Origin of the sequence: Leucobacter manosquensis (genome assembly GCF_018304845.1) — a bacterium.
In the GTDB taxonomy this organism is placed as follows: domain Bacteria; phylum Actinomycetota; class Actinomycetes; order Actinomycetales; family Microbacteriaceae; genus Leucobacter; species Leucobacter alluvii.
Map to the genome: position 1 here is coordinate 307,132 of NZ_JAFEVO010000001.1, position 25,256 is coordinate 332,387.

Consider the following 25,256-nt stretch of genomic DNA (forward strand, 5'->3'; position numbering starts at 1 on the left):
CCCGACGTGACCCACGCCCCGCTTCCCGCGAAGACGCAACGCTCCGAACCGGAATTCGCCCCCAGCGCCATCGAGCTCGAGCGGCGCGGGTACCGGCACGCCCGGAAGCGCCGGTCGGTCCTGGTCAGCATCGCGAGCACCCTGGTGTTCGCGGGCGTCTTCGCTCTGGTGCTCGTCAGCAGCCCGGGCTGGGACGCGGTGCGGGAGACGTTCTTCGACCCGGCTATCGCGGTCGAGGCGTTTCCTCGCGTCATCAAGGGCCTCTGGCTCAACATCCAGGTGCTCTTCGTCGCCGCGATCGGGGTCGCGATTCTCGGCACCCTGCTCGCCATCGCACGGACGCTCAAGGGGCCGGTCTTCACGCCGCTGCGCCTGGTCGCGGCCGGGTACACGGACCTGTTCCGAGGCATCCCGGTACTGCTCGTGCTCTACCTCGTCGGGTTCGGCATCCCGGGTCTCGAACTCACGGGGCGCCTCCCTGCGCAGTTCTGGGGCACGGTCGCGCTGATCCTCTGCTACTCGGCCTACGTCTCGGAAGTGCTGCGCGCCGGGATCGACGCCGTGCACCCGTCGCAGCGGCTCGCAGCGCGTTCGCTCGGGCTCAGCCACGCGAAGACGCTCCGGCTCGTCGTGATGCCGCAGGCGGTGCGCAAGGTGACCCCCGCGCTCATGAATGACTTCGTGTCGATGCAGAAGGATGTCGGCCTGATCTCGGTGCTCGGCGCAGTCGATGCGATCCGCGCCGCTCAGATCGAGGTCGCGTCGAGTTACAACTTCACGCCCTACGTGCTCGCAGGCCTGCTCTTCGTGCTGCTCTCGCTGCCCTTCATCCGGTTGACCGACTGGCTGACTGCTCGGGCGCAGCGGCGCGAGCAGATCGGGGGAGTCGTATGAGCGCGCAGGATCGCGGGCACCGTGCCGTGCTCGAGGTGCAGGGCGTGCACAAGCGCTTCGGTGATCAGCATGTGCTGCGGGGCATCGACCTCACCGTGCATCAGCACGAGGCGGTGGTGCTGATCGGAGCCTCCGGTTCCGGGAAATCGACCCTGCTGAAGACCGTCAACCTGCTGGAGCAGGTCGACGACGGACGCATCGTGCTCGCCGGCGACGACATCACGGACCCACGGGCGGACGTCGACGCGGTGCGCGCCAGAATCGGCGTCGTCTTCCAGCACTACAACCTCTTCCCGCACATGACGGTGCTCGCGAACGTCGTCCTCGCCATGCGCAAGGTCTTCGGCACGCCGCGAGCCGAAGCCGAGCGGCGAGGCCTCGAGCTGCTCGCGCGCATCGGGCTCGGAGACAAGGCAGGGGAGTACCCGGACCGGCTCTCCGGCGGCCAGCAGCAGCGCGTCGCGATCGTGCGCGCGATCGCGACGAACCCCGAGCTGCTGCTGCTCGACGAGATCACGAGCGCGCTCGATCCGCAGCTCGTGGGGGAGGTGCTCGACCTCGTCAGCGAGTTGAAGGCCGCCGGCTCCACCATTGTGATGGCGACGCACGAGATGTCGTTCGCGCGTCGAGTGGCCGACCGGGTCGTGTACCTCAAGGACGGCGTGATCATCGAATCGGGCACGCCCGAGCAGATCTTCGAGCACCCGCAGCGGCCGGAGACGCGTGAATTCCTCGCGCGCCTGAGTGATCCGTTCACGGCGTAGACCTGCCGGCCGCGCTCGCCACGGGTCAGGCGTGCTCAGCGGAACGAGAAAACACTGCTCGAACCGGGAATGGATCGGGGGAGATCTTCGTTAGACTGTGAGGTCTGCCTACGAGGAGCTGCGCGAGCTCCTGGCCCGGGGCAGCGTCCGTCTTCTCGAGGAGTCTTCACTCTTGACATCCGATACCGCATCCATTCGGCTGCCGAAATCCGCCGATGAGCCGATTGATCCCGCAGGCATGCGGGTGATCTGGCTGCTGCTCGTCGCCGCATTCGTCGCCATTCTCAACGAGACGACGATGGCGATCGCCATTCCCGAACTCAATCAGACGCTGGGCATTCCGCCCGAGCTCGGCCAGTGGCTGACCAGCGCCTTCATGCTCACGATGGCTGTCGTGATTCCCACGACCGGGTTCTTGCTCCAGCGCTTCACCACCCGTCAGGTCTTCCTCGCGGCCATCGGAACGTTCGTGCTCGGCACGGCGATCTGCCTCGTAGCGCCCGGATTCCCCGCGTTGCTCGCCGGTCGAGTGGTGCAGGCAGCCGGTACGGGCATCATGATGCCGCTCCTCATGACCACGGTCATGAACGTCGTTCCGGCACGCTCGCGCGGACGCATGATGGGGCGCGTCGGCCTCGTCATCAGCCTCGCGCCTGCGCTCGGCCCGACCCTGTCGGGCGTCGTGCTCGACACCCTCGGCTGGCGGTGGCTCTTCGGCATCATCCTGCCGATCGCGGTCGTCGCGCTGCTGCTGGGAGCGAAGTGGATGACGAACCTCGGCGAAACGATGCACGCGCCGATCGACGTGCTCTCCATCGTGCTCTCCGCGCTGGCATTCGGCGGGATCGTGTTCGGCCTCAGTCAAATCGGCGGCCATGGCGCGACGGGCGGGCTGCCGCCTGCGCTGGTCATCGGGCTCGGCGTGCTCTTCCTGGCGATCTTCGTGTGGCGTCAGCTGATGCTGCAGAAGAAGAACGACGCGCTGCTCGACCTGCGCGTGTTCGCGTCGCGCAACTACGTCATCGCGGTCGTCATCATGGCGATCATCTCGCTGGCGATGTTCGGCACCTTCTCGCTGCTGCCGCTGTATCTGCAGAACGTCGCAGGGCTCGACCCGACCGCCGCCGGCCTCGTGCTGCTGCCGGGATCCGTGCTCATGGGAGTGCTCGGCCCGATCATGGGCCGGGTCTACGACGCCCGCGGCCCGCGTACCCTGCTGATTCCCGGCACCATCCTGATTGCGGGAGCGATGTTCGTGTACTCGACCGTCGGCACCCACACCCCGATGTGGTTCCTCATGCTCGTGCAGATCGCGATGTCGCTCGGCCTCGCCGGGTCGTTCACGCCGCTGTTCTCAGCGTCGCTCGGCTCCCTGGACCGGTCGCTCTACTCCCACGGCTCTGCGGTGCTGAACACGCTCCAGCAGGTCGGTGGCGCCGCGGGCACCGCCGTACTGATCTCGATCTACTCGAGCGCGCTGCACACGGGCGAAGCCCAGGGCCTCTCAGTCGCAGATGCAGGAGCGCCGGGGGCGAACGTGGCGTTCTTCACGGCAGCGTGCATCGCACTCGTGCCAGTCGCGCTGTCGTTCTTCATCAACAAACCGGTCGAAGACGACGCTCCGGCGCACGTCGGGCACTGAGCCGGCGGCAAGCCACCCGTCTCCGGGGAGGAGCGTGCGGCGGTCGTGCGGAGCGAGAGCTCCAGCGGCCGCCGCACGTCGGTTCACCCGAGCGCGCTGATCGATCGGCGAACCGCCTCCGCGAGTTGACGCACGGCCGCTGAGGGGCCGCCGGGCCCGGCCGGCGCGGCGAGCAGGAGCTCGCGCGCGAACATCGGGTCGTCGATCGGCCGCAGTACGACGCCCTCCGGCGGGTTGAAGCTCACGAGGCTGGGAACGAGTGCGACCGCCATGCCAGCAGCGATGAGGCCGAGCACCACCGAGTAGTCATCGGTGCGGATGGCGACGTTCATCTGGATCCCCTCTGACTCGAACACCTCGCGCACCAGGTCGTCGAGCGTGTCGCCCGGCGTGGAGCCCATGACCCAGCTGTCGCCCGAGAGCGCGAGCAGGCTGCGGCGGTCGAACGATGATCGGTCGGACGCGGGATGCGACGCCGGCAGTGCGAGCAGCATCGGGTCGGTGAACAGGTGCGTAGTGTGCACTTCCGCCCTGAACGGCAGCCGGTAGCCGCCCGCCGCATAGACGAGCGCCGCATCGAGTGTGTGCTGGTTCACCCGTGTGATGAGCGGTGCCAGCTCCTCGAGCGTTGCGTCGAGCTCGATGCCGAGCTCGGCGACGCGAGATGCGATGCCGGGCAGCAGCCGAGACGCGGCAGTGGGAAACGTGCCGAAGCGCAGGCGGATCTTCCCGAGCTGGGCGAGGTCGCGCACGTCGGTGAGTGCGCGGTCTGCCAGGCTCAGCATCTCGTCCCCGCGCTCGAGCATGAGGTGGCCAGCCGTCGTGAGCTTGCTGCCCCGCGTGCTCCGCGTGGTGAGGTCGGTGCCGACGAGCCGGTCGAGGTTGCGCAGGTGATAGTCGACGGTGGGCTGACTCCACCCGAGCCGTTTGGCGGCACGCGCAACCGAGCCCTCCGATGCGACCGCGCTGAGCGCTTGCAGTTGACGGAAATCAATCACCCGGCACCTCGAATCCTCTGGAACGCACCGGGTGTCGTGCCCGGCCTCGATCCATACAGTCTATGACTCCCGGGAGTCGAATGCGGGTTTCTCGCCGCGGACGCGAGCGGCCAGTCTGGAGGAATGCTGGATCAGGATTCGCGAGTCGACCCCCGTCATTCTCCGCTGGGCAACGAGTCGCCGAGCGCGATCGTGTCGGGCGGCGCCGCTGCGGTGCTCGGCGCCACGAATCGCGGGCGGGATATTCCCGACGCGCAGCGGACCGCACCCTACGCGGACGCGTTGCGCCGGTTCGCGGATGAGCGGCCGATGTCGCTCATGGTGCCGGGACACGGCACCGGCGCGGAGCGGGGATCGGAACACCTCTCTGCACTCCTGGGCGAACGCGCAGCGGCCGTCGACATCCCGCTCATGCTGGACGGGATCGACCTCGGAGAGAACTCCCCGCTCGCTCAGGCGCAGCAGCTGGCCGCGGGCGCGTGGGGCGCGCGTCGCACCTGGTTCCTGACGAACGGGGCATCGCAGGCGAACCGTACAGCGGCGATCGCCGTACGGGGGCTCGGAGATCGTGTGCTCGTGCAGCGCAGCATGCACTCGAGTTTCACCGATGGCGTGCTGCTCTCCGGCCTCGTCCCGGCGTTCGTGCAACCCGGGATCGACGCGCACCACGGTATTGCGCACGGCTTGACTCCGTCCGCACTCGACGCTGCCCTCACACGCGAAGCGGAGGCTGGTCGCAGGGTTTCGAGCGTCTACGTGGTGTCACCCAGCTACTTCGGCTCCACCGCCGATGTGGCCGGGCTCGCGGACGTCGCCCACGCCCACGACGCAGCACTCATCGTCGATGGTGCCTGGGGCGCGCACTTCGGGTTCCACCCCGGCCTTCCCGAGTCGCCGGCCCGTCTCGGTGCCGATCTCGTGGTCTCGAGCACCCACAAGCTCGCGGGTTCGCTCACGCAGTCGGCGATGCTCCATCTCGGCCATGGTCCGTTCGCGGATCGGCTCGAATCGCTCGTCGAGCGGGCGTACTCCATGACCGCATCCACGTCGATGAGCAGCATCCTCATGGGGTCTCTCGACGAGGCGAGACGAGCGCTCGTGCTCGGGGAAGCCCGAATCGGCGACGCCCTCGCGGCCGCGGACGAGATGCGCGAGCGTCTGCGCGGCGACCACCGGTTCGGCATCATCAGCGACGGGTTCGGAGCCTACCCGGACATCATCGCGACGGACCGACTGCGCGTGCCGATCGATGTCTCCGCGCTCGGCCGGAGCGGGCACTGGGTTCGGGCGCGCCTGAGCGAGCAGCATGGGATCTTCGTCGAGATGTCGACCGCGACGAGCATCGTCGCGGTGATCGGAGCGCTGACCACTCCTGACGTCGATCGCGTGCTCATCGCTCTCGATGAGGTCGCCGGCGCGGCGCTCGCGGATCCCGACCCGATGGGGGTCGCCGAGCCGTTCCCCGAGCTTCCCGCCCCGGGTGCGCTCCGCGCGCTGCCGAGAGACGCCTATTTCGGCGACAGCGAAGTCGTCGCTGCAGCTGCAGCAGTCGGACGCATTTCCGCGGACACACTCGCCGCCTACCCTCCCGGCATTCCGAACCTGCTGCCGGGGGAGGAGGTCACGGCGGAGACCGTCGCGTTCCTGCGCGCCGTCGCCGCGTCCCCGACGGGGTACGTGCGCGGAGCCGTCGACGCGGAGGTGTCCGGCATCCGCGTCGTGCGGTCGTGAACGTCGCGCGTCGCGCAAGCTGAGACGCCGAAGGGCGGCGATCCCACTGAGGACCGCCGCCCTTCGGCGACTACGGCTGGGTCGCCGCTTACTTCTTCTCGAAGAGATCGCCCACGAGCTTCGAGCTGACCAGCACGATGAGCAGCAGGACGATGCCAACGGCTGCGATCCCCGCGATGTTCACGGGATCTCCGGCACTCGACAGCATCGAGTCGGTGCTGTCGCCGCCGCCGCTCGCGAACGCGGGAGCAGCGAAGAAGACCGAAGCGAGCGCGACAGTCACGGCGGTGGCGATGCGGGTGCGGATCTTCACGAATACTCCTCAAGCGTGCGGGCGCGCGGCTGCGCGGCGAATGCAACCAGTCTAGCGTGAGGGCCGGACGGGTTCGCGCCCGGCCGCCGCGTCGTACGGAATAAGCGGAGGGTGACGCTCTAGCGTAGAAGCATGACTGAACAACGCGAGCAGACCGCGATCGACCGCATCGCCGAGGGGTGGGTCGACACCCTCGTCGAGCACGACCCGACGGTCGGCACGTACATCGGCCGGCCGGGCGATGGTCTGCCCGATCTCTCCCCGTCCGGGCACGATGCCCTGGCAGCCGACCAGCGCCGCACACTGGCAGAACTCGTCGCCGTCGCCCCTGCCGATGCCGTCGACGCCGTGACCCGCGCCGACCTGGAGGCCGAGCTTCGGTTGGCGCTGACGCAGCACGACACCGGCGAGCACCTCCGCGACCTCAACGTCATCGCGTCGCCGACGCAGAACATTCGAGACGTCTTCGATCTCATGCCGACCGAGTCCGAGGCCGACTGGTCGCACGTCGCCAGCCGCCTGCGCGAGGTGCCAGCGGCGCTCGCGGGATACCGCGAAACGCTCGCGGACGGCGTGCGTCAGGGTCTCGTGCCGGCGGTTCGCCAGATCGAGGAGGTCGCTGCGCAGGCACGACGCACGGCGGGGACTCCGGAGGACCTCGGCTTCTTCGGCCGACTCGCAGGGTCGTCGGCCACACCCGCGGAATCGGCGATCGAACTCGCAGCAGCGGCGGCGGGCGCAGCGAGCGCGTATGCGGAACTCGCAGACTTCCTCGAGCGGGAGGTCGCGCCGCACGCACCCGAGAACGACGCATTCGGTCGTGACCGGTACGAGCTCGCCTCGGAGGCGTTCCTCGGGGCGAAGATCGACCTCGATGAGACGTATGCGTGGGGTCTCGATGAACTCGCTCGAATGGTCTCCGAGCAGGAGCGAGCCGCGGCCGAGATCGTCGGCGGGGTGCCGAGGCCTGGCATCGTTGCCGAAGCCATTGCGAAACTGGATCGAGACGCGTCTCGCAAGCTCCACGGAACGGCCGCTCTGCAGCGGTGGATGCAGGAGACCAGCGACCGCGCCGTTGCCGAACTCGCCGGTACGCAATTCGAGGTTCCCGACGAGATCCGCACCCTCGAATGCCGCATCGCGCCCACGCAGGAGGGCGGCATCTACTACACGGGGCCGAGCGACGATTTCTCGCGCCCGGGCCGCATGTGGTGGTCCGTGCCGGCGGGGGTCACCGAATTCGACACCTGGCGAGAACTGACGACGGTGTACCACGAGGGCGTCCCCGGCCATCATCTGCAGATCGGCCAGGCGGTCGTCAATCGCGGCTCCCTCAACGAGTGGCGCCGCCAACTCGCCGGTACCTCCGGGCACGCCGAGGGATGGGCGCTGTACGCCGAGCGGCTCATGGAGCAGCTGGGCTACCTCGATGACCCCGCGGATCGCCTCGGCATGCTGGACGGTCAGCGCCTGCGTGCGGCGCGTGTCGTGCTCGACATCGGGGTGCATCTCGGCAAGCGGCGCCCGGATGGGGGCACATGGGATGGCAAGTACGCCTTCGGGTTCCTCGCCGACAACGTGAACATGAACGACGGTTTCGTGCGCTTCGAAGTGCTGCGCTACCTCGGATGGGCCGGTCAGGCACCGTCGTACAAGGTGGGGCAACGGATCTGGGAGCGCCTGCGCGACGAAGCCGCCGCTCGCGCGTCGACCGCTGGTGAGACCTTCGACATCCGCGCCTTCCACCGCGACGCCCTCGCGCTCGGCGGCGTACGGCTGGACACGCTCGAGCGGGCGCTGCGGGGCGGGCTCGGCGGGTGACGGCGCAGCCCTGCCCGTGCGGCCGAGGGGTCGACTTCGCCGAATGCTGCGCACTGCTGCACGCGGGCGACCGCGCGCCGACCGCGGAACGGCTGATGCGTTCGCGATACAGCGCGTTCGCGGTCGGAGACGCGCAGTACCTGCTCACGACGTGGGACCCGTCGACCCGACCGGCGTCGCTGGATCTCGATGACGGTACGGTCTGGCAACGGCTGTTCGTCGAGCACACGACGGGCGGCGGACCCTTCGACGACACCGGTCTGGTGACGTACACGGCGGTCGCGCGCGGGCCGGAGGGGCGGATCGAACTGCGGGAACGCAGCCGGTTCCGCCGATCCGGTCCGGATCACCGCTGGGTCTACGTGGATGGCGACATGCTGTAACGCACCAGGACGCCGTGGTTCGTGCGCCGTGTCGGGGGGTGCGGCATCACTCGATGTAGACGTCCAGATGGTTGCCGACCGTACCGCGGTCGTAGATCTTGCCCTGGTACCCGAACGGCGTTTCGAACACGGTCCCCTTGGGGGCGTCGCCGGCGAGCACGATGTAGCCGTCGGCGTCGCTCACGTATCCGCCCTCGTTGACGTGACGACCGGGAATCGCGAGACCCGACCCCGGGAGCACCTTCTGGCTGTAGAAGGTGAAGCGGTACCCGCCCCAGTTGATCACTCCGCTGAAGAGGAACTGCTCCAGGGTGAACAGTGCCGATCGCTCGGCCTTCTCGGCCGTTCCGCGCTTCTCCTGAGCTGCCGGCGCGGTCTCCGACACCGGTACGTCCACGCCGACGGCCGGGGTCTCGCTCACCCCGACGGTCGAATCGAGCGTCTGCCCGTGCTCCGGGGCGGCCGAGCCGGACGCCCCGGCGTCGGCGAACGCCGCCGTCATCGAGAACGGGGCGAGGGCGGTCGTGCCCAGCAGAAGCGCCGCGGTCATCGTCGCGCCTGCGGAGCGAGTGAGGGTGCGCCGCGCATCGCCCGAGTGCGCCGAACCGGAAGCCATGGGCACAGAGTCTAGCTGCCCGATCCGCGGTGTCCCTGCACCCAGGCTTCGACCTCCCGCGCCGTGCGGGGAATCCCAGCGGAGAGGTTGATGCAGCCGCTCTCGGTGACGACGATGTCGTCCTCGATGCGCACACCGATACCGCGGTACTCCTCGGGCACGGTGAGATCGTCGGGCTGGAAGTAGAGCCCCGGCTCGATCGTGAAGACCATGCCGGGCTCCAGAATGCCGTCCATGTACATGTCGCGGCGGGCCTGCGCGCAGTCGTGCACATCCATGCCGAGGTGATGGCTCGTTCCGTGCACCATGTATCGGCGGTAGTAGGCGGTGCCGTCCTCCTCGGGAAGGAATCCCCACTCGCGGGTGCGGCGCTCGATGACCTCCATCGCGGCGGCGTGCACATCGCGGAATCGGATACCGGGCCGTACGATGGCGCGCGCAGCATCGGCAGCCTCGAGCACCGCATCGTACACGCGGCGCTGCACGTCGGTGAAGGCTCCCGAGATCGGAACCGTGCGCGTGATGTCGGCGGTGTACAGACTGTCGAGCTCGACGCCGGCATCGAGCAGCAGCAGGTCGCCCTCGCGCACGGCGCCGTCGTTCTGAATCCAGTGGAGCGTGCACGCGTGAGGGCCGGAGGCCGCGATCGTCTCGTATCCGACCGTGTTGCCCTCGAGGCGGGCTCGCTGGTTGAATACGCCTTCGACGACGCGCTCGCCCCGCGGATGCGCGCTCGCCCTCGGAAGTGCGGCGAGCACATCGTCGAATCCCTGCGCGGTCGCGTCGACGGCGGACTGCATCTGCACCAGTTCGTACGCGTCTTTGACCAGGCGCAGCTCGGAGGCGACACGGGCCACCTCGTGGTCGTCCAGCGTGCGGTCGTCGAGCCCCGCCAGGAAGGCGTCGAGCGGTGCGGTGGTCACGCCGAGAGCGGCTGCAACCTGTTCCAATGACGGTCGCGGGCCGATCCAGAACTCGCCGATCTCGGGATTCGCGAAGAACTCGTCGCTGTCGCGTCCCGCTCGCTCACGGAAGTACACCGTGGCGTCGTGCCCGCCGTCGCGCGGTTCGAACACGAGCACGGCGCCCGGCTCGCTCGCCGAGCCCCAGCCGGTGAGGTGCGCGAACGCACTGTGCGCACGGTACTGGTAGAAGGTGTCGTTCGAGCGCTGCTTCATGGCGCCGGCGGCGACGACGACGCGCTCACCGGGGAAGTGCGCTGAGAACGCCCGCCGCCGCGCCGCAGCGTGGACGGCGACCGGCCAAGCCTCCGGGAGGGTCTCCGGGCGATCCGCCCACTGCGTCGAGAGGTACTCCACGAACGCGTCGCTCTGCGGCGTGGTGCTCCGGTTGCTGTTGTCGATCTCCACCTCGTGAGTGGACTGCGCGCTGTCGGTCATGCGTCCATCCTCTCATCCTCCGGCCGAGCCGTAAGATGACAGGATGACGGAATCCGTGGTGGCGCAGGCCGGCTTCGATCTGCACACGCACTCGGTCTTCTCCGACGGCACGACCAGGCCGGGCGAGATCGCCCGGGAAGCCGCCGACCTCGGGCTCGCGGGGTTCGCCCTCACGGACCACGACACGATCGACGGCTGGGACGAGGCGCGCGATGCCGCGGAGGCGGCCGGAATCGACTTTCTCCCCGGCATCGAGATCACGACCAAGCACAACGGCAAGTCACGGCACCTCCTCGGCTACGGCATCGCTCCGCTCGCCGGCGAACTGTTCGACGCGCTCGCGCAGGTGCGCCGCTCCCGGTTGACTCGGGCGCGGGAGATGGTGCGCCTCGTCTCAGCCGACTACGCCATCACCTGGGAAGCCGTGATGGGGGAGGAGGACGCACGCACGGTGGGACGCCCCCACATCGCAGACGCCCTCGTCGCCGCTGGCTACTTCCCGGATCGCAGCACCGTGTTCTCCGAGCTGCTGCACCCGCGTTCGCCCTACTACCTCGGCACGGACGCCATCGAGACCATCGATGCGATACGCATGGTGCGGGCGGCGGGCGGTGCGGCGGTGCTCGCGCATCCCGCAGCGTTCCGGCAGCGCACTCCGGTCGCGCCGCGCGAGCTCGCGGAGCTGGCGAACGCCGGTCTGTTCGGAGTCGAGCTGCGGCACCCCGAGCACCGCGAGGACTGGCTCCCGCCCATCATCGCAGCTGCATCGAAGCTCGGCCTCGCCGCGACGGGTTCGAGCGATTACCACGGAGCCGGGAAACCGAACCTCCTCGGACAGCAGGTGACGGAGCTCGACACGGTGGCCCGTCTGCGCGAGGGGCTCGCCGCACCGCGGTAGCGCTTCGCGGGCGCGATGCGGGCGGCGACCGGTGGTCACCGACCGCATCGAGGTCGCTCGCGCGGGCAGCGGGCGAAGCTCGAAAGCCCTCCCGCAGCCCGGCGGGGTTACTCGGCCGAGACGCCCGCCTGCACGGGGGCGTCGTCGCCGGGCTTCGCCTCGGCGGCGGTCGCGTCCGCAGTCGTCACCGAAGCTGTGCTCTCACCAGAGCCCGAGCCGCCACGACGGCGACGACGGCGGCGCTTCGGCGGCGCGGTCTCGCCCGATGCTGCCAGCGCATCGGCCGGGGTCAGCGGGGCGCCGGGCTCGCCGCCGCCCTCGGCGTCGTGGCCGTGCTGCTCGTGTCCGTGCGCTTCGTGGCGGCCCTGCCCGAGGGGATTCGCGCTGCGCGTGCGTCGACGAGTGCGCTTGCGGGCACCGTCTCCGGCGCCTTCACCGCTCGCTCCCGAACCGCTCGCTCCCGAACTGCTTGCGCGATCGGCGCCACCCGTACGGCCGCCGCGCGACTCGGAGCGCTCGCGAGGGGCGCGATCCTTCACCGGGGTCGCCTTGAGTCGGCCCTTGGTGCCCTCCGCGATCTTGAGGTCGGCGAACAGGTGCGGCGACGAGGAGTACGTCTCGAGGGGTTCGGGAATCCCGAATTCGAGCGCCTTGTTGATCAGCGCCCACTTGTGCATGTCGTCCCAGTCGACGAACGTCACGGCGATGCCCGTGCGGCCCGCGCGGCCCGTTCGCCCCACGCGGTGCAGGTAGGTCTTCTCGTCATCGGGAACCGTGTGGTTGATCACGTGGGTGACGTCGTCGACGTCGATGCCGCGGGCGGCGACGTCGGTCGCGATGAGGATGTCCTTCTTGCCGGCCTTGAACGTCGCCATGGCTCGTTCGCGCTGCTCCTGGTTCAGATCGCCGTGCACCGACACGGCGGAGAAACCGCGATCGACGAGCTCTTCCTGCAGCTTCGCCGCAGCGCGCTTCGTGCGCATGAAGACGACGGTCTTTCCACGGCCCTCGGCCTGCAGGATGCGCCCGATCACCTCGTCCTTGTCGAGGGAGTGCGCGCGATAGACGATGTGCTCGATGTTCGCCTGCGCCGCGCCCTCGTCGGGGTCGGTCGCTCGGATGTGGATCGGGTTCGACATGAAGCGACGCGCGAGCGTCACGATCGTTCCCGGCATCGTCGCGGAGAAGAGCATCGTGTGGCGCACTGGTGGCGTGAGGGAGAACAGCTTCTCGATATCGGCGAGGAAGCCGAGGTCGAGCATCTTGTCGGCCTCGTCGAGCACCATCTCGCGGACCTTGCTCAGATCGAGCAGCCGCTGGTTCGCGAGGTCGAGGAGACGGCCGGGGGTACCGACGACGACCTGAGCACCCGCCTTGAGCTGCTCGATCTGGCCCTCGTACGCCTTGCCGCCGTAGATCGGAACCACGGTCGCGGCCCGGTTCTTGGCGGCGAGCTCCAGATCCTCGTACACCTGGACGGCGAGCTCACGAGTCGGTACGACGACGAGCGCCTGCACCCCGTCGACGGGGTCGGCCCCGACGCGCTGCAGGAGCGGCAATCCGAAGCCGAAGGTCTTCCCGGTGCCGGTCTTCGCCTGGCCGATGATGTCCTGACCCGACAAGGCGAGTGGGATCGTCTGCTCCTGGATCGGGAAGGCGTCGATGATGCCCTGATCCGTCAGAGAGTCGACCATGTCCTGGTCGACGCCGAGTTCGAGGAATGTGGTCATGGTGCGTCCTATTCGATGGGTGCGGTGCTGCGCGCGCGTATCGAAGTAGGCGCAGCGGCCGGCGCTCCGATGGCTCCGGCGGTGATGTACGTTCGGCGCCAGTCTATTCCAAGGCGGACGCGCGACGACGGTAAGCTGGCAGGGTGTTCGAGTGGATCAAGGGCCTGCGCCGGAAGAACGCGCCCGCGCGCAAGATGCGCTCGCGCGGAGACGCCGCTGAGGCCGAGCGGGTCGAGCTCGCCGAATTCGCTCCGGGGATCATGCCGTTCCTCGGCTTGACCGCCTACCTGCAGCTCGAGCTGTACGAAGCCGCAACGCGCGCGGTCTCGGGAGCGCCGTCGCTCGAGGCGAAAGACGTGCTGGCTCGCGTGGCCGGGCAGACGCTCGCGAAGCACCAGCAGCTCACCGGCGAGATCCGATCACGCGGGCACGAGCCGCACATCGTCATGGAACCCTTCTCGCCCGTCATCGATTCCTACGTCGAACGCATCGACACGGGCGACTGGCATCAGCACGTGCTCTCCCTGTACCTGGTGGGCGGGCTCTTCGACGACTTCTTCGCCAGCCTCGCCGGCGGGCTGAAGGACGGCTACCGCAGTGAGGCGACGGCGATCCTGCGCAACGATACGGGCCGACCCGAGCTCAAGACGCTGCTCGAGGATGCGCTCGCAGCCGACGAACTCCTCTCGAGCTGGCTCGCCGTCTGGGGCAGACGCCTGGTCGGAGACACCCTGCTCGTCTCCCGCGCCGTCCTCTCGCTGAGCGAGCATCGCGAGTTCGACGCGAGCGAGGTCGAACCGGTGTTCACCGAGCTGATCGCCGACCACATCCGCCGCATGGACGGGTTGGGGCTGACCGCCTGAGGCCGCCGATGTCGACTCTTCCGCACTGCGCGTACTTCGAGGCGGGGCGCTGCCGGTCGTGCGTGCTCATCGAGACCCCGTATCCCGCGCAGCTCACCGACAAGGAGCGGCGCTGCCGGCAGCTGCTGCCCCAGGTGCCGGAGGCGCTGTGGTTGCCGAGTGTGCGCGGCGGCACCGCCGACTTCCGGAACAAGGCGAAGCTCGTGGTCGGCGGGCGACCCGGTTCGGTGACGCTCGGCATCCTCGGACGGGACGGCGAGGGGATCGACCTGCGCGACTGCCTGATACAGGAGCCGGGCATTCGACACGCCATCCCGCAGCTCGCCGCGTTCATCGAGGCGACGGGGCTCGCGCCGTACGATGTGCCGCGCCGTCGGGGCGAGCTGAAATTCGTGCACCTGACCCTCGCGCCCTCGGGCGACCTGATGCTGCGGTTCGTGACGCGCACCGAGCAAGCGCTGCACGTGCTGCGGAAGGCGCTCCCCGACCTGCTGGAACGCGTGCCGCGCGCCGCCGTCGTATCGGTGAACCTCCTGCCAGAGCACAAGGCGGTGCTGGAAGGGGAACGAGAGGAGCTGCTGCTCGGGTCATCTCTCGAGATGGAGCTGGGAGACGTCTCGCTGCACCTGCGACCGCAGAGCTTCTTCCAGACGAACACCGCCGTCGCGCGGGCGCTGTACGCGCAGGCCGCCGACTGGGTCGCCGCGGAAGGCCCCGATTCGATCTGGGACCTGTACTGCGGAGTCGGGGGGTTCGCACTGCACTGCGCCGCCGCCGCGCGCACAGGAGCGGCCGCGATGCCGCGCGTGCTCGGGGTGGAGATCAGCGAAAGCGCGGTCGAATCGGCCAGGCGCAGCGCGGCAGACGCCGGGATCGCGGCGGAGTTTGTCGCCGCCGACGCGACGGCCTACGCGCTCGGGGCTCCCGCGGAGGAGACGCCGCACACCGTCATCGTCAACCCGCCGCGACGCGGCATCGGTGCCGACCTGGCTGCCTGGATCGAGCGCGCCCCGGCGCACCGCGTCATCTACTCGAGCTGCAACCCGGAGAGTCTCGCCGCCGACCTCGCGGCGATGCCGTCCTGGCGCGTGCGCGGCGCTCGGGTGTTCGACATGTTCCCGCACACCCGCCATCTGGAGGTCATGGTGCTGCTGGAGCGCCGAGTCTGATCGAGGTCGCGGAGCGGCGCGCGCATTCGCCGCGGTGATGGGAAGATGTCCCCATGAACATCGTGCTCGGAGTGACCGGCGGCATCGCCGCATACAAAGTCGTGCAGCTCGCCCGCACCCTGGTCGAGGACGGGCACGACGTGCATGTCGTTCCGACTGCAGAGGCGCTGCGCTTCGTCGGCAAGCCGACTTGGGAGGCGATCAGCCGGAACCCCGTCACCACGTCGGTGCACGACGACGTGCCGGAGGTGCGCCACGTCGGGCTCGGTCAGCGAGCCGACCTGATCGTCGTGGCTCCGGCGACGGCCAATACTCTCGCGCGAATGAGTGCCGGCCTCGCCGACGACCTGCTGGGCACCACCCTGCTCGCCACCCGTGCGCCGGTGCTGGTCGCCCCGGCGATGCACACCGAGATGTGGCAGCACCCAGCGACCCAGGACAACGTGGCGATCTTGCGATCGCGCGGCGTGCATTTCGTCGGCCCCGAATCGGGGCGGCTCACCGGCGCCGACACCGGTCCGGGGCGCATGAGCGAGCCTGAGACCATTGCCGAACGGGTGCGCGCGCTGCTCGAGAGCGAGGAACCGGAGACCGCGCAAGGCCACCCGGGCCAGGAGGTGCGGCCTGTCGACGAGACACGGCAGGCCGAGGACGCTGCCGCCGGCGACGTGCCGTTGGAGACCGCTGCTGCTGAGGCTCTCGACTCCGTTCGCGCGGACACGGGAGGCGCAGCGCGAGAGCCCGATCTCGCCGGGCTCCGCATCCTCGTGACGGCAGGCGGCACACGCGAACCGATCGATCCGGTGCGCTATCTCGGCAATCGATCGAGCGGGCGACAGGGGGTGGCGATCGCAGCTGCGGCGGCCGACCGCGGGGCGAAAGTGGTGCTCTTCGCGGCGAACATCGACTCTGCGGTGCTCTCCGAGGTGCAGGATCGCGCCGCCGTGCGCGTGGTACCCGTCGGCACGGCGGCCGAACTCGAACGCGCCGCGCGAGCTGCCGCCGCCGGAGCCGAGGTCATCATCATGGCTGCAGCCGTCGCCGACTACCGCGTGGAGGACGTTGCGGAGCAGAAGATTCGCAAGGAGGACTCGGCCGGAGCGGCGCCGGTACTGCAACTCGTCGAGAATCCCGACATCCTGGTCGGGCTGGTGCATCAGCGACGGCCGGGCCAGGTGATCGTCGGATTCGCGGCCGAGACGGTGGAGCACGAGGACGAGCTGGTCGAACGCGGGCGGCGAAAGCTCGCGCGCAAGGGCGCGGACCTGCTCGCGGTGAACGCGGTGAGCTGGTCGGAGGGCTTCGAAGCGGGGGAGAACACGTTGCACGTGCTCTCGAGCGACGGTCGCCCGGCGACGGTGGCGAGCGGCACGAAGCGGGTCGTCGCGGATGAGCTGCTCGACGTGGTGCGCGAGACCTTGGACTCCTGAGCCGTTCTCAGGTTCGTGCTGCCCGAGAACGACGCAGCCCCGAGATCCTGATCGGATCGCGGGGCTGCGTGGAGGAGCGGTGGATCAGCTGATGAAGCCGACCTTCCGACCGCCTTCGCCGCCGAGTTCGATGTACGTGATGGACTCGGTGTTGACGAGGTACTGATGACCCTTCACGTCGGAGAGGGTGACGAGGGCGGCGTCGTTCGCGATCGCTTCCTCGATCACGCCGCGCACGTCTGCCGCGCTCGAGTCCGTGTCGAACGCGAGTTCGCGGGGCGAATGCTTGATACCGATGCGGATTTCCACGGGGCCTCCTGAGTTCAGTGGCGCACGGCCACGGGTCGAATCGCTGTCGAGTCTACGGCCGCCGCGGGGCCCGGGGTCGTGCGGAGCCGTCGCGTTCGCCAGCAGCGCACGCGGGGCGGGGAGGGGGCGCGCGAGGCCCGCAGTGTCTGCGGCCGTCAGTAGGCTGACGATATGACCTCATTCGACTCGTCGCAGCTGCGTGCGCTCGCGCTCGACGTCGACGCGCACGCTCGGGTGATCGGTGCTCCGGGCAGTGGGAAAACGCTGGTGCTGGTCGAGACGTATCGGCGCGCACTCGACCTGCCCGGCTGGGGGGAGCAGGATGTGGTCGCACTCGCACCCAATCGCCTCGCCGCCACCGACCTCCGCGGGCACATCGAGCGCGCCGTCGGACGCGCGATCGGCGGAACTCCCGTGCGCACGGCGGCGTCGCTCGGCTTCGCGGTGCTCTCGCGGGAACACGCGCTCGCGGGTGCCGACGCCCCGCGTCTGCTCACAGGTACGGTGCAAGACGAGCTCCTCGCAGATGTCATCTCCGAGGGGAGTGCCGCGGCTCTCGCGCGTTCGGTCGGCATCAGCGCTGACGTGCTCGGGACACCGGCCTTCCGCGCCGAGCTGCGTGACCTGTGGCGCGTGCTGGACGACTTCGACCGCTCGCCGACCGCGCTCGCCGCCGAGGTCGACGCGGCTCGTGCAGCTGCGGCGTCGCGCGCCGTGTCCGAGGGGCCGGGCGACGATCTCGCCGGGCTTTGGCGGGCGGCGCTCGCGCTGCTCGGCGCGGCCATGCGGCGAGCAGCGGCAGAGCGGCCGGGGGAGCTCAGCCCGAGTGCGATCCTTCGCGCGGCAAGTGCAGCGGTGCGCGATCACGGGGTGCGGTCGGACGCGGAGCCAGGCGACGGGTTCTCCGTGCCGCGACTCATCCTGGTGGACGACGCGCAAGAGCTCGGCGAGGGGGCTCTCGCGCTGCTCGCGGCGTGCGCCGCACGAGGCAGCCGCATCCGCGCGTTCGGCGATCCCGACATCGCGACGGGGGCCTTTCACGGCGAACGCACGGGCATACTCGCCGGGATCGTCCGAGAACTGGCCCGCCGCGAGCCCTCCGCTGCCGTCGGCGGCGCCGGTCGATTCGGCGGAGCACGTGAGACGCTCGTGACTCTGGAGACCGTGCACCGGCACGGCGCTCGGGTGCGTCAGCTCGTGCAGGGGCTGACGCGGCGCGTCGGTGCGTCGGCGGCGGGTGCGCAACGGGAGGCAGCGTCAGCGTCAGCGCCGGGAACGCGAGGGGGCGGTGCAGACGACGACGCCGTGCAGTTCGCCCGCGTCGAGTCAGCGGCGGAGCAGCTCGGCGTCATCGCGCATCGCTTCCGCGCGCGGCATCTGGGCCTCGGCGGCCGCGAGCCGGCGGCCTGGAGTCAGATGGCCGTGATCTGCCGCAGTCGCGGTGAAGCCACGCGCGTGGCCCGCGCACTCGCCGTCCATCAGGTTCCGACGGGTGTCGCAGCCGGGGGAATCGTGCTGCGCGAGCACCGGATCGTGCGGGAACTGGTGCGGCTGCTCCAGCATGCCCTCGGTATCGAGCCCCTATCCGCGCAAGAGTTTCTGCACCTCGTCGGCGGCGCTGTCGGCGGCCTCGACCCGGTGGCCGTTCGCCGACTGCGCGGAGCCCTCGTCCTGCACGAGCGGCGAGAAGCCGCAGCTGCCGGGCGCGACCCGGTGAGCATCGACGAGCTCGTGGTCGAGGCGGTCGCGTTCCCGGGAACCTCTCCGATGATCGACAGCGCAGGTGGCCGGGTGCTCCGCAAGATCGGCCTGATGCTGCAGGCGGCGCAGCGGGTGCGCGAGGGAGGCGGTACGCCGCGCGAGACGCTCTGGGCGATCTGGGACGGCGCGCGGCTCGCCTCGAGCTGGCAGGACGAGGCACTGTCGGGGCGCGGCGCGCGGGCCGACGAGGCGAGTCGCTCGCTCGACGCGGTGATGGGACTGTTCTTCGCGCTGCAGCGCCATGAAGAGCAGGACAGCGCGCAGCCGATCGCGGAGCTGCTCGAAGATCTCCTCGAAAGCGCCGTGCCCGAGGACTCGCTGGCCCGCAGGAGCCAACGATCAACGGTGACGGTGACGACGCCGCAGGGCGCGATCGGCCGGGAGTTTGACCTGGTCGCTGTGATCGGCGTGCAAGACGGTGCATGGCCCAATCTGCGTTCGCGCGGCTCGCTGGTCGGTGCGACGGCGCTCGAACGCTGGCTGCGCGGCGGTGCGCCGGAGCCGCCGGCGCGGCGCGACACGATGCACGACGAACTGCGGCTCTTCGCCCACAGCTGCGCGCGCGTTCGTCGGGAGCTGCTGGTCGTCGCGGTCGCCGATGAGCATCAGCACCCCAGCGCCTTCTTCGGCCTCGGCCGAGAATACGCCGTCGACTCGCTGCCGAGTGCGAGACTGACGCTGCGCGGTCAAGTCGCCGCGATGCGCCGCCGGGCGGTTCGCGACCCCGATGACGACGAGGCAGTGCGGGCACTCGTCGCACTCGCTGGCGCGCAGGTGCCCGGGGCCGACCCCGACGACTGGTACGGGGTCTTGCCGCCGAGCACGTCGGATCCGCTCGTCGATCTCGACGCTGACCCAGAGGCCCGGGTCAGCGTGAGCCCATCGCAACTCGAACGCGCTGAGAACTGCCCGCTCGACTGGGTGGTGTCGAGCCTCGGAGGCGGCTCGGGCAGCGTCCAGGCGAGTCTCGGGACCCTGCTGCACCACGCATTCGAAACGGCGACCGACTCCGATCCCGAGCATCTCTTCGCGATCGTGAGCGAAGAATGGAGCAAGTTGCCCTTCGCCGCGGAGTGGGAAGCGGAGCGCACCCGGAAGCTCGCGCGCGCGATGAGCGCAGGCCTCGCCGAGTACCTGCGAGAGTTCGAAGGTTCTGACCGGACGCTCATCGGCCGGGAAGCGATGTTCACAGCGACGATCGACCGCGCTGTTCTCCGAGGCGTCGCCGATCGGCTCGAACAGCGAACGAATCGCGACGGCGACCGAGAGATCACCGTGCTCGATTTGAAGACAGGGCGCGTTCCCCCGAGCCAGGCCGCCGCCGAAGAGCACGCGCAGCTGCAGGCGTATCAGGTGGGCGTCGCGCTCGGCGCATTCGAGGGTCCGGCCCTCAACGCTGACGCGCCGGCTTCGAGCGATCAGGAGTCGGAGCCGTCCGCGCCCGGGCAGATCAGCGGAGGTGCGCGCCTGCTCTACGTGCATCCCGACGCCGTGAAGGGAGCGGGGTTCATCGAACGAGTGCAGCAGCCCCTGTCAGACGAAGCGCGCGAAGCATTCGCCCAACGAGTCTCGGACGTGGCCCGCGTCATGGCGGCCGGAGCATTTACCGCTCGGGTGGAGCACCACTGCTCCGACCCGCATCAGCCGGGCAATTGCCGGTTGCACGTGATTCCTGCGGTGAGCCGCGCATGAGCGAGTCGAACCGCGATGCGCAGAAGACGCGCGCGCTCTTCTCAGCCGCTCGCATCGCGGAGATTCTCGCCGTCCCACCGGCGGTGCCGCTCACTCCCACGCCGGAGCAGCGTTCGGTGATCGAGCACCCGCTCGGGGGCACGACGCTCGTCGTCGCCGGCGCCGGAAGCGGGAAGACCGAGACGATGGCGAACCGAGTGGTGTGGCTCGTCGCCAACGGACTCGCGGCGCCCGATGAGGTGCTGGGACTCACATTCACCCGGAAAGCGGCCGGTGAGCTGCGCGAGCGCATCTCCGGGCGCCTGTTCACTTTCGCCGAGCGGCTCGGCGACGCCGCAGAGCGCGACGTGCTCACTGCAGAGGAGCGCGAGCGCTCACGAGAGCTCCACGAGATGCTCGCCGACGGTCTCGAGATCCCCGACGTCAGCACCTACAACGCGTTCGCCGCCGGCGTGCTGCAGGAATTCGGCATCGCCGCCGGGGTCGTTCCCGGAGCCGCCGTGATCGACACGGCGACCGCCTGGCGCATCGCCCGAGAGGTCCTCCTGTCGAGCAGCGACCCCGGTCTGGTCGAGAGCGAACTGCGCGTTCCCGAGCTGATCCGGCATATGCTCGCACTCGACCACGCCGTTTCCGACAACCTGACCTCACTCGACCGCGTCGATCGCATCGTCGAGGAATTCTCTCGGGTCCAGCATCTGCCCTACAACGAGAAGGAGATCGGCCGAGCGCCGAGCGGCAAGCAGTACGCGCCGGTGCGCGACGCCGTGGCGAGTCTCGCCGAGACGCCGCTCATCACCCGACTCGCGCGCGAATACGCGCAGGAGAAGCAGCGGCGCGGGGTGATCGAGTTCCCCGACCAGCTCGCGCTCGCAACAGCCGCGCTCGACGCGTCGCCCGCAGCGCGCCGGGTGCTCCGCCAACGCCACCGAGTCGTGCTGCTCGACGAGGTCCAAGACACCTCGGTGGGGCAAACCCGATTCCTCTCCCGCATCTTCGCGGGCGGTTCGGTGATGGCCGTGGGCGACCCGCATCAATCGATCTACGGCTGGAGAGGTGCTTCGGCCGAGGGCCTGCAGTCGTTCCACTCGGATTTCTCGGGTCGGCGCGAACCCTCGGACGGGTCCGCGGCGCCAGACCCGACCGCCGCCGATGCAGGCGCAGCCTGGACGCAGCCAGCCACACTGACGCTCTCGACGAGCTGGCGCAATCCGGTCAGCGTGCTGGGCGCGGCGAATGCCATCGCCGCACCCCTCGCCGCCGAGTCGGCCGTCGATGTACCGCGGCTCGCCCCCCGGCCAGGCGCCCGCACCGGAAGCGTCGAGTGGTGTTACCCGGAGACCGTGCATGAAGAACGCCTCGCTGTCGCAGAGTGGGTGCGATCCGCCCGAGAGCAGCACCTCGAGGAGCACGGCGAGCTGCCGACAGGAGCGGTGATCTTCCGCACGCGAAGCCAGATGGCCGCGTTCGGGGCCGCCCTCGCCGACGCTGGGGTTCCGGCCCGCATCATCGGTCTGGGCGGGCTCCTGACGACACCGGAGGTGACCGACGTCGTCAGCGCGCTCCGGTGCCTCTGGTACGCGGATGCCGGTGGAGACCTGATCCGGCTCCTCACCGGACCGCGGTTTCGCATCGGCGTCGCCGATGTCTCAGGTCTGCGAGATGCCGCGCGATGGTTCGGCGAGCGCGACATCGCCCAGCGCCCGCTCTCGCCGGAGGATCGGGCGCCCGACCGGGTGCTGCCTGATCCAGACCGGCAGTACACGTTGATCGATGCGCTCGATCAGATCGCCGGAATGCGCGACCTCCAGCATCGTGCACTGGCGAACATCTCAGATGTCGGCCGGGAACGACTTCGCGAGGCCGGGCGCATGCTGGCCGGCCTGCGACAAGGGGTGGGCGGGAGCATTCCCGAGCTCATCGGCGCCGTCGTGCAGTCGCTGCGCATCGATATCGAACTCGACGCCAACGAGGCGAGGGACCTCGCCGGAAGCTCAGCCGCCCACGCGAATCTCGACGCATTCACCGATCTCGTCGAAGGCTATCTCGCCGTGGATACGGAGGGGTCGCTGCCATCGCTCCTCGAATGGATCGAGCGTGCTCTCGAGGCCGATGAAGCCGCGGAGCACGTCGCCGAGCCCGCGCCGGGGACCGTGCAGCTGATCACGGCCCATGGTTCGAAGGGTCTCGAGTGGGACCTGGTGGTCGTCCCACGTCTCGTGGCAGGAGAATTCCCGGGGCAGGCGCGGGCGGGAGCCGGATGGTTGCGCACGGGCCAGCTGCCGGACGAGCTCCGCGGCGATGCGGCGTCGCGTCCAGCCCTGAACTGGCGGATCGCGGCCACGCAGCAGGAGCTCCGCGACCGCATCGCCGAGTATCGCTCAGCACTGCAAGCCCGCCATCAGGAGGAGGAACGGCGCCTGGCGTACGTGGCCGTCACGCGAGCGGCCGGTCGCGTACTGCTGAGTGGCTCGTTCTGGGGCGGTCAGCGTCGTCCCCGCTCACCTTCGGCCTATCTCGTGGAGCTGCAGGATGCGGGCGTCATCGGGGGGCTCCCCGAAGCGAGCGCCTTCGACGCCGACCCATCGGAGCGGGACGAACTGACGCTCGACTGGCCCCTCGACCCGCTGGGGGCGCGATCGAGCACCGTGCTGCACGCGGCAGAGGTCGTGCGGAGGGCGATCACCGATGCGGCCGATCGCGGCGTGGCCGAGGGAGACGCTGAGGAGCCGCTGGACGAAGCCGTGCGCCTGCTGCTCGCAGAGCGCAGCGTGCTCGCGAACGGCACGGCGGGAACGGAAGCGGTGAGCGCGTCAGACGCTGACCTGCCCGAACGGCTCACCGCGTCGACGTTTCACGAGTTCGTCGAAGATCCCGTCGCTGCCGAACGGTCTCGGCTCCGGCCCGTGCCGCAGCGCCCGTACCGCCGCACGCGCGTCGGCAACCGGTTCCACGAATGGGTGGAACGGCGCGCGACCACCGCTCGCGGTACCGAGCTGCCGCTCGCAGGGCTTGCCGACATCGACTGGGTGGGAGATCCAGCACCGGCTGAAGCCGGGTACGAAGCCGAGCCGACCGCGGAGGCGGCCGAATTGGCGCCGCTGATCGAGCGCTTCGAGCGGTCGCGGTGGGCGCATCTGCAGCCGATCGCCGTCGAGCAGGAGGTGACGCTCCCGTTCGCCGGACGAACGCTGGTGTGCAAACTCGACGCCGTATACCGACTCGATGACGACCGATTCGAGATCGTCGACTGGAAATCGGGGCGAGCGCCGAAGAACGATGCGGAACGCGAATCGCGCTTCTTCCAGCTCGACCTGTACCGGCATGCGTACGCGCAGTGGGCGGGCATCGATGCCGATCGCGTCGACGTATCGCTGTTCTACGTGGCGGAGGGAGTGGAACTCACCGGACGCGAGCCGCGAAGCCTGCGTGCACTCGAGGAGATCTGGCAGGAGGCGGCAGGGAGACTCAGCGGGCGGAGCCGCGAGGCAGATCGTCGTCCGAGAGGGGCTCCGTGAGCTGGTCTCCTCCGTCCGACGCCGGTCGCGCACTCGGCCGGTCTGCGGAATCCGGCCGAGGAGCATCGCCTGAGACATCGAGCGGATCGATCACATCGGTTTCCTCCGCATCGGGGGTCTCCGACGCGTCCGCCTCCGACGAACCGTCCTGGGCTCCATCCGAATCAGCGTCGAGCGGCTCGATGAAATCGGTGTCGACGCCGAACATGCGATCCTCGTCGAGCCCCTCGAACGCGGCGGTGTCCGACTGGGCGTCGATGATCTCCGGAGTCTGATCGAGCAGCGCGATCACTTCCTCCGAGCTGAGCGGGGCCGCAGCGACTGCGGCCGTGAAGGCTGCGCCGAGCGCGCCGCCGCTGCCGACCATGCGATCGAGCATCGTGACCGCGTCGTCGATGATGGTCTGATCGTGCGTCTCGGTGCCGTGGAGCAGCCACCGAGCCACCTCCAGCTCGTGATAGAGAGCGGCACGAGCCCGCAGATGCGAGAGCGACTCGCTGTTGCGCGCCCGAGCGTAACGAGCGATCATCCCGTCCAGCACGTCAGGGCCAGCGGCGAGGAGCCAGGCGAGATCTGCTGCCGGGTCGCCGACCGAGCATTCCGACCACCCCAGAATGGCGGTGATCGCGCCCTCGTCGACTCTGATCAGCTCGGCGTCGAGCGAGCCGTGCACCATCGTGGGGGAGAAATCCCACAGGTCCGACGTCTCGAGCACGTGCGTCCACCGCCGCCGCACCGTCTCGGGGAGGAGGCGGGTCGCATCTGCCCGGTCGACGAGACGAGTCGCCAGCACGCGCAGATCCTGCGCAGAACGAACCGGGAGGCCGCCGTGCTGTGCGACGGTGAGCGGGAGTTCGTGGATGGCGGCGATCGCCTCGGCCAGCGGCTTGAGCAGGATCGCGTCGTGCGTCAGATCGTCCGCCTCGAAACGCGCCCCGTCCAGGAACGAAGTCACGACCGCGCGAGTCTCGCCGGCGCGAGTCATCCCGAGAGCCGTCGGCACGGCGAAGGGGAGACGGCTCCTCGGACCCTCCGTGAGCGCGGCGAGCCCCAGCAGTTCCGCTGATTGCTGCACCTCGGCCTGATGGGTGCGCGGCACGCGCACGAGCAGTTCGTCATCCTCTGTGGCGATGATCGCGGAGACGAATGCATCGTCGCTCTCGTGTTCGCGCACTCCGAACACGACGAGGCCCGGCACCGCGGAGGTCGAGAGCGCGGCTAAGGTGAAAGGGATGCTGGCCATGTACTCAGGGTATGCATGCGCGTCGACTCGGTCGATTCGCCACGCGCACTGAGCGACAGCCCGCCGGCAACTCCAAGCAGC

Annotated in this window: 19 protein-coding genes; 12 read left to right on the forward strand and 7 right to left on the reverse strand. The window is 69.4% G+C overall.

Features of this window, described 5'->3' with window-relative positions:
- The first annotated feature begins 6 nt into the window (after positions 1–6).
- From JSQ98_RS01485 to JSQ98_RS01495, 3 genes are all read left to right on the forward strand, one after another.
- Positions 7–894, forward strand: a complete 888-nt coding sequence (locus JSQ98_RS01485) for an amino acid ABC transporter permease (protein ID WP_211648047.1) — start codon at positions 7–9, stop codon at positions 892–894.
- Positions 891–1,658 carry an amino acid ABC transporter ATP-binding protein gene (locus tag JSQ98_RS01490; protein ID WP_211648049.1) on the forward strand — a complete coding sequence of 256 codons (768 nt, stop codon included), beginning with the start codon at positions 891–893 and terminating at the stop codon, positions 1,656–1,658. Before JSQ98_RS01485 ends, JSQ98_RS01490 begins: the two co-directional genes overlap by 4 nt.
- 172 nt (positions 1,659–1,830) lie before the next feature.
- Positions 1,831–3,300 (forward strand): MDR family MFS transporter, encoded by a 1,470-nt coding sequence (locus JSQ98_RS01495; protein ID WP_211648051.1) that lies wholly within the window; start codon positions 1,831–1,833, stop codon positions 3,298–3,300.
- Between the two features lie 83 nt (positions 3,301–3,383).
- On the opposite strand, the gene JSQ98_RS01500 is transcribed toward JSQ98_RS01495, so the two are convergent.
- Positions 3,384–4,298 carry a LysR substrate-binding domain-containing protein gene (locus tag JSQ98_RS01500; protein WP_090148111.1) on the reverse strand — a complete coding sequence of 305 codons (915 nt, stop codon included), beginning with the start codon at positions 4,296–4,298 and terminating at the stop codon, positions 3,384–3,386.
- 123 nt (positions 4,299–4,421) lie between these two features.
- Here JSQ98_RS01500 and JSQ98_RS01505 point away from each other — a divergent pair, with 123 nt between their 5' ends.
- On the forward strand, positions 4,422–6,029 hold the full coding sequence (locus JSQ98_RS01505) for an aminotransferase class I/II-fold pyridoxal phosphate-dependent enzyme (RefSeq protein ID WP_211648053.1): 1,608 nt from the start codon (positions 4,422–4,424) through the stop codon (positions 6,027–6,029).
- 88 nt (positions 6,030–6,117) lie between these two features.
- Here JSQ98_RS01505 and JSQ98_RS01510 read toward each other — a convergent pair whose 3' ends face one another.
- The gene (locus tag JSQ98_RS01510; protein ID WP_090148117.1) at positions 6,118–6,342 is read right to left on the reverse strand and encodes a hypothetical protein; all 225 of its coding nucleotides are present in this window, start codon (positions 6,340–6,342) and stop codon (positions 6,118–6,120) included.
- Between the two features lie 132 nt (positions 6,343–6,474).
- Between JSQ98_RS01510 and JSQ98_RS01515 the strand changes: the two genes are divergently transcribed.
- Both JSQ98_RS01515 and JSQ98_RS01520 read left to right on the forward strand, forming a co-directional pair.
- On the forward strand, positions 6,475–8,163 hold the full coding sequence (locus JSQ98_RS01515) for a DUF885 domain-containing protein (protein WP_211648055.1): 1,689 nt from the start codon (positions 6,475–6,477) through the stop codon (positions 8,161–8,163).
- Entirely contained in the window at positions 8,160–8,546 is a 387-nt protein-coding gene (locus tag JSQ98_RS01520) for a YchJ family protein (protein WP_211648057.1), read from the forward strand. The genes JSQ98_RS01515 and JSQ98_RS01520 overlap by 4 nt, the downstream gene beginning before the upstream one ends.
- Before the next feature lie 46 nt (positions 8,547–8,592).
- On the opposite strand, the gene JSQ98_RS01525 is transcribed toward JSQ98_RS01520, so the two are convergent.
- Entirely contained in the window at positions 8,593–9,162 is a 570-nt protein-coding gene (locus tag JSQ98_RS01525) for a hypothetical protein (RefSeq protein ID WP_211648059.1), read from the reverse strand.
- Positions 9,163–9,173: 11 nt separating this feature from the next.
- Complete coding sequence (locus JSQ98_RS01530; RefSeq protein ID WP_211648061.1) at positions 9,174–10,562, reverse strand: aminopeptidase P family protein; 1,389 nt, start codon at positions 10,560–10,562, stop codon at positions 9,174–9,176.
- A gap of 43 nt (positions 10,563–10,605) precedes the next feature.
- Between JSQ98_RS01530 and JSQ98_RS01535 the strand changes: the two genes are divergently transcribed.
- A complete protein-coding gene (locus tag JSQ98_RS01535) occupies positions 10,606–11,460 on the forward strand; it encodes a PHP domain-containing protein (RefSeq protein ID WP_211648062.1) in 855 nt (284 codons plus the stop codon).
- Between the two features lie 107 nt (positions 11,461–11,567).
- Here the strand turns inward: JSQ98_RS01535 and JSQ98_RS01540 are convergent, their stop codons facing one another.
- Positions 11,568–13,190: a DEAD/DEAH box helicase gene (locus tag JSQ98_RS01540; RefSeq protein WP_211648063.1), complete on the reverse strand. Its 1,623-nt coding sequence runs from the start codon at positions 13,188–13,190 to the stop codon at positions 11,568–11,570.
- A 143-nt stretch (positions 13,191–13,333) separates the two neighbouring features.
- Between JSQ98_RS01540 and JSQ98_RS01545 the strand changes: the two genes are divergently transcribed.
- The 3 genes from JSQ98_RS01545 to JSQ98_RS01555 are packed head-to-tail and all read left to right on the forward strand — an operon-like array spanning position 13,334 to position 16,652.
- Positions 13,334–14,053: a ferritin-like fold-containing protein gene (locus JSQ98_RS01545; RefSeq protein WP_090148137.1), complete on the forward strand. Its 720-nt coding sequence runs from the start codon at positions 13,334–13,336 to the stop codon at positions 14,051–14,053.
- An 8-nt stretch (positions 14,054–14,061) separates the two neighbouring features.
- The gene (locus JSQ98_RS01550; RefSeq protein ID WP_211648064.1) at positions 14,062–15,222 is read left to right on the forward strand and encodes a methyltransferase domain-containing protein; all 1,161 of its coding nucleotides are present in this window, start codon (positions 14,062–14,064) and stop codon (positions 15,220–15,222) included.
- A 53-nt stretch (positions 15,223–15,275) separates the two neighbouring features.
- Positions 15,276–16,652, forward strand: coding sequence for a bifunctional phosphopantothenoylcysteine decarboxylase/phosphopantothenate synthase (locus JSQ98_RS01555; RefSeq protein WP_211648065.1), 1,377 nt, complete (start codon positions 15,276–15,278; stop codon positions 16,650–16,652).
- 84 nt (positions 16,653–16,736) lie between these two features.
- On the opposite strand, the gene JSQ98_RS01560 is transcribed toward JSQ98_RS01555, so the two are convergent.
- Entirely contained in the window at positions 16,737–16,961 is a 225-nt protein-coding gene (locus JSQ98_RS01560) for a DUF3107 family protein (protein WP_090148145.1), read from the reverse strand.
- 171 nt (positions 16,962–17,132) lie between these two features.
- On the opposite strand from JSQ98_RS01560, the gene JSQ98_RS01565 reads away from it, so the two are divergent.
- Positions 17,133–20,414: a PD-(D/E)XK nuclease family protein gene (locus tag JSQ98_RS01565; RefSeq protein WP_211648066.1), complete on the forward strand. Its 3,282-nt coding sequence runs from the start codon at positions 17,133–17,135 to the stop codon at positions 20,412–20,414.
- Positions 20,411–23,932: an ATP-dependent helicase gene (locus JSQ98_RS01570; RefSeq protein ID WP_211648067.1), complete on the forward strand. Its 3,522-nt coding sequence runs from the start codon at positions 20,411–20,413 to the stop codon at positions 23,930–23,932. Before JSQ98_RS01565 ends, JSQ98_RS01570 begins: the two co-directional genes overlap by 4 nt.
- Here the strand turns inward: JSQ98_RS01570 and JSQ98_RS01575 are convergent.
- Complete coding sequence (locus JSQ98_RS01575) at positions 23,883–25,175, reverse strand: phosphotransferase (protein ID WP_249290677.1); 1,293 nt, start codon at positions 25,173–25,175, stop codon at positions 23,883–23,885. The two genes, JSQ98_RS01570 and JSQ98_RS01575, sit on opposite strands and share 50 nt — an antisense overlap.
- Positions 25,176–25,256: the final 81 nt, after the last annotated feature.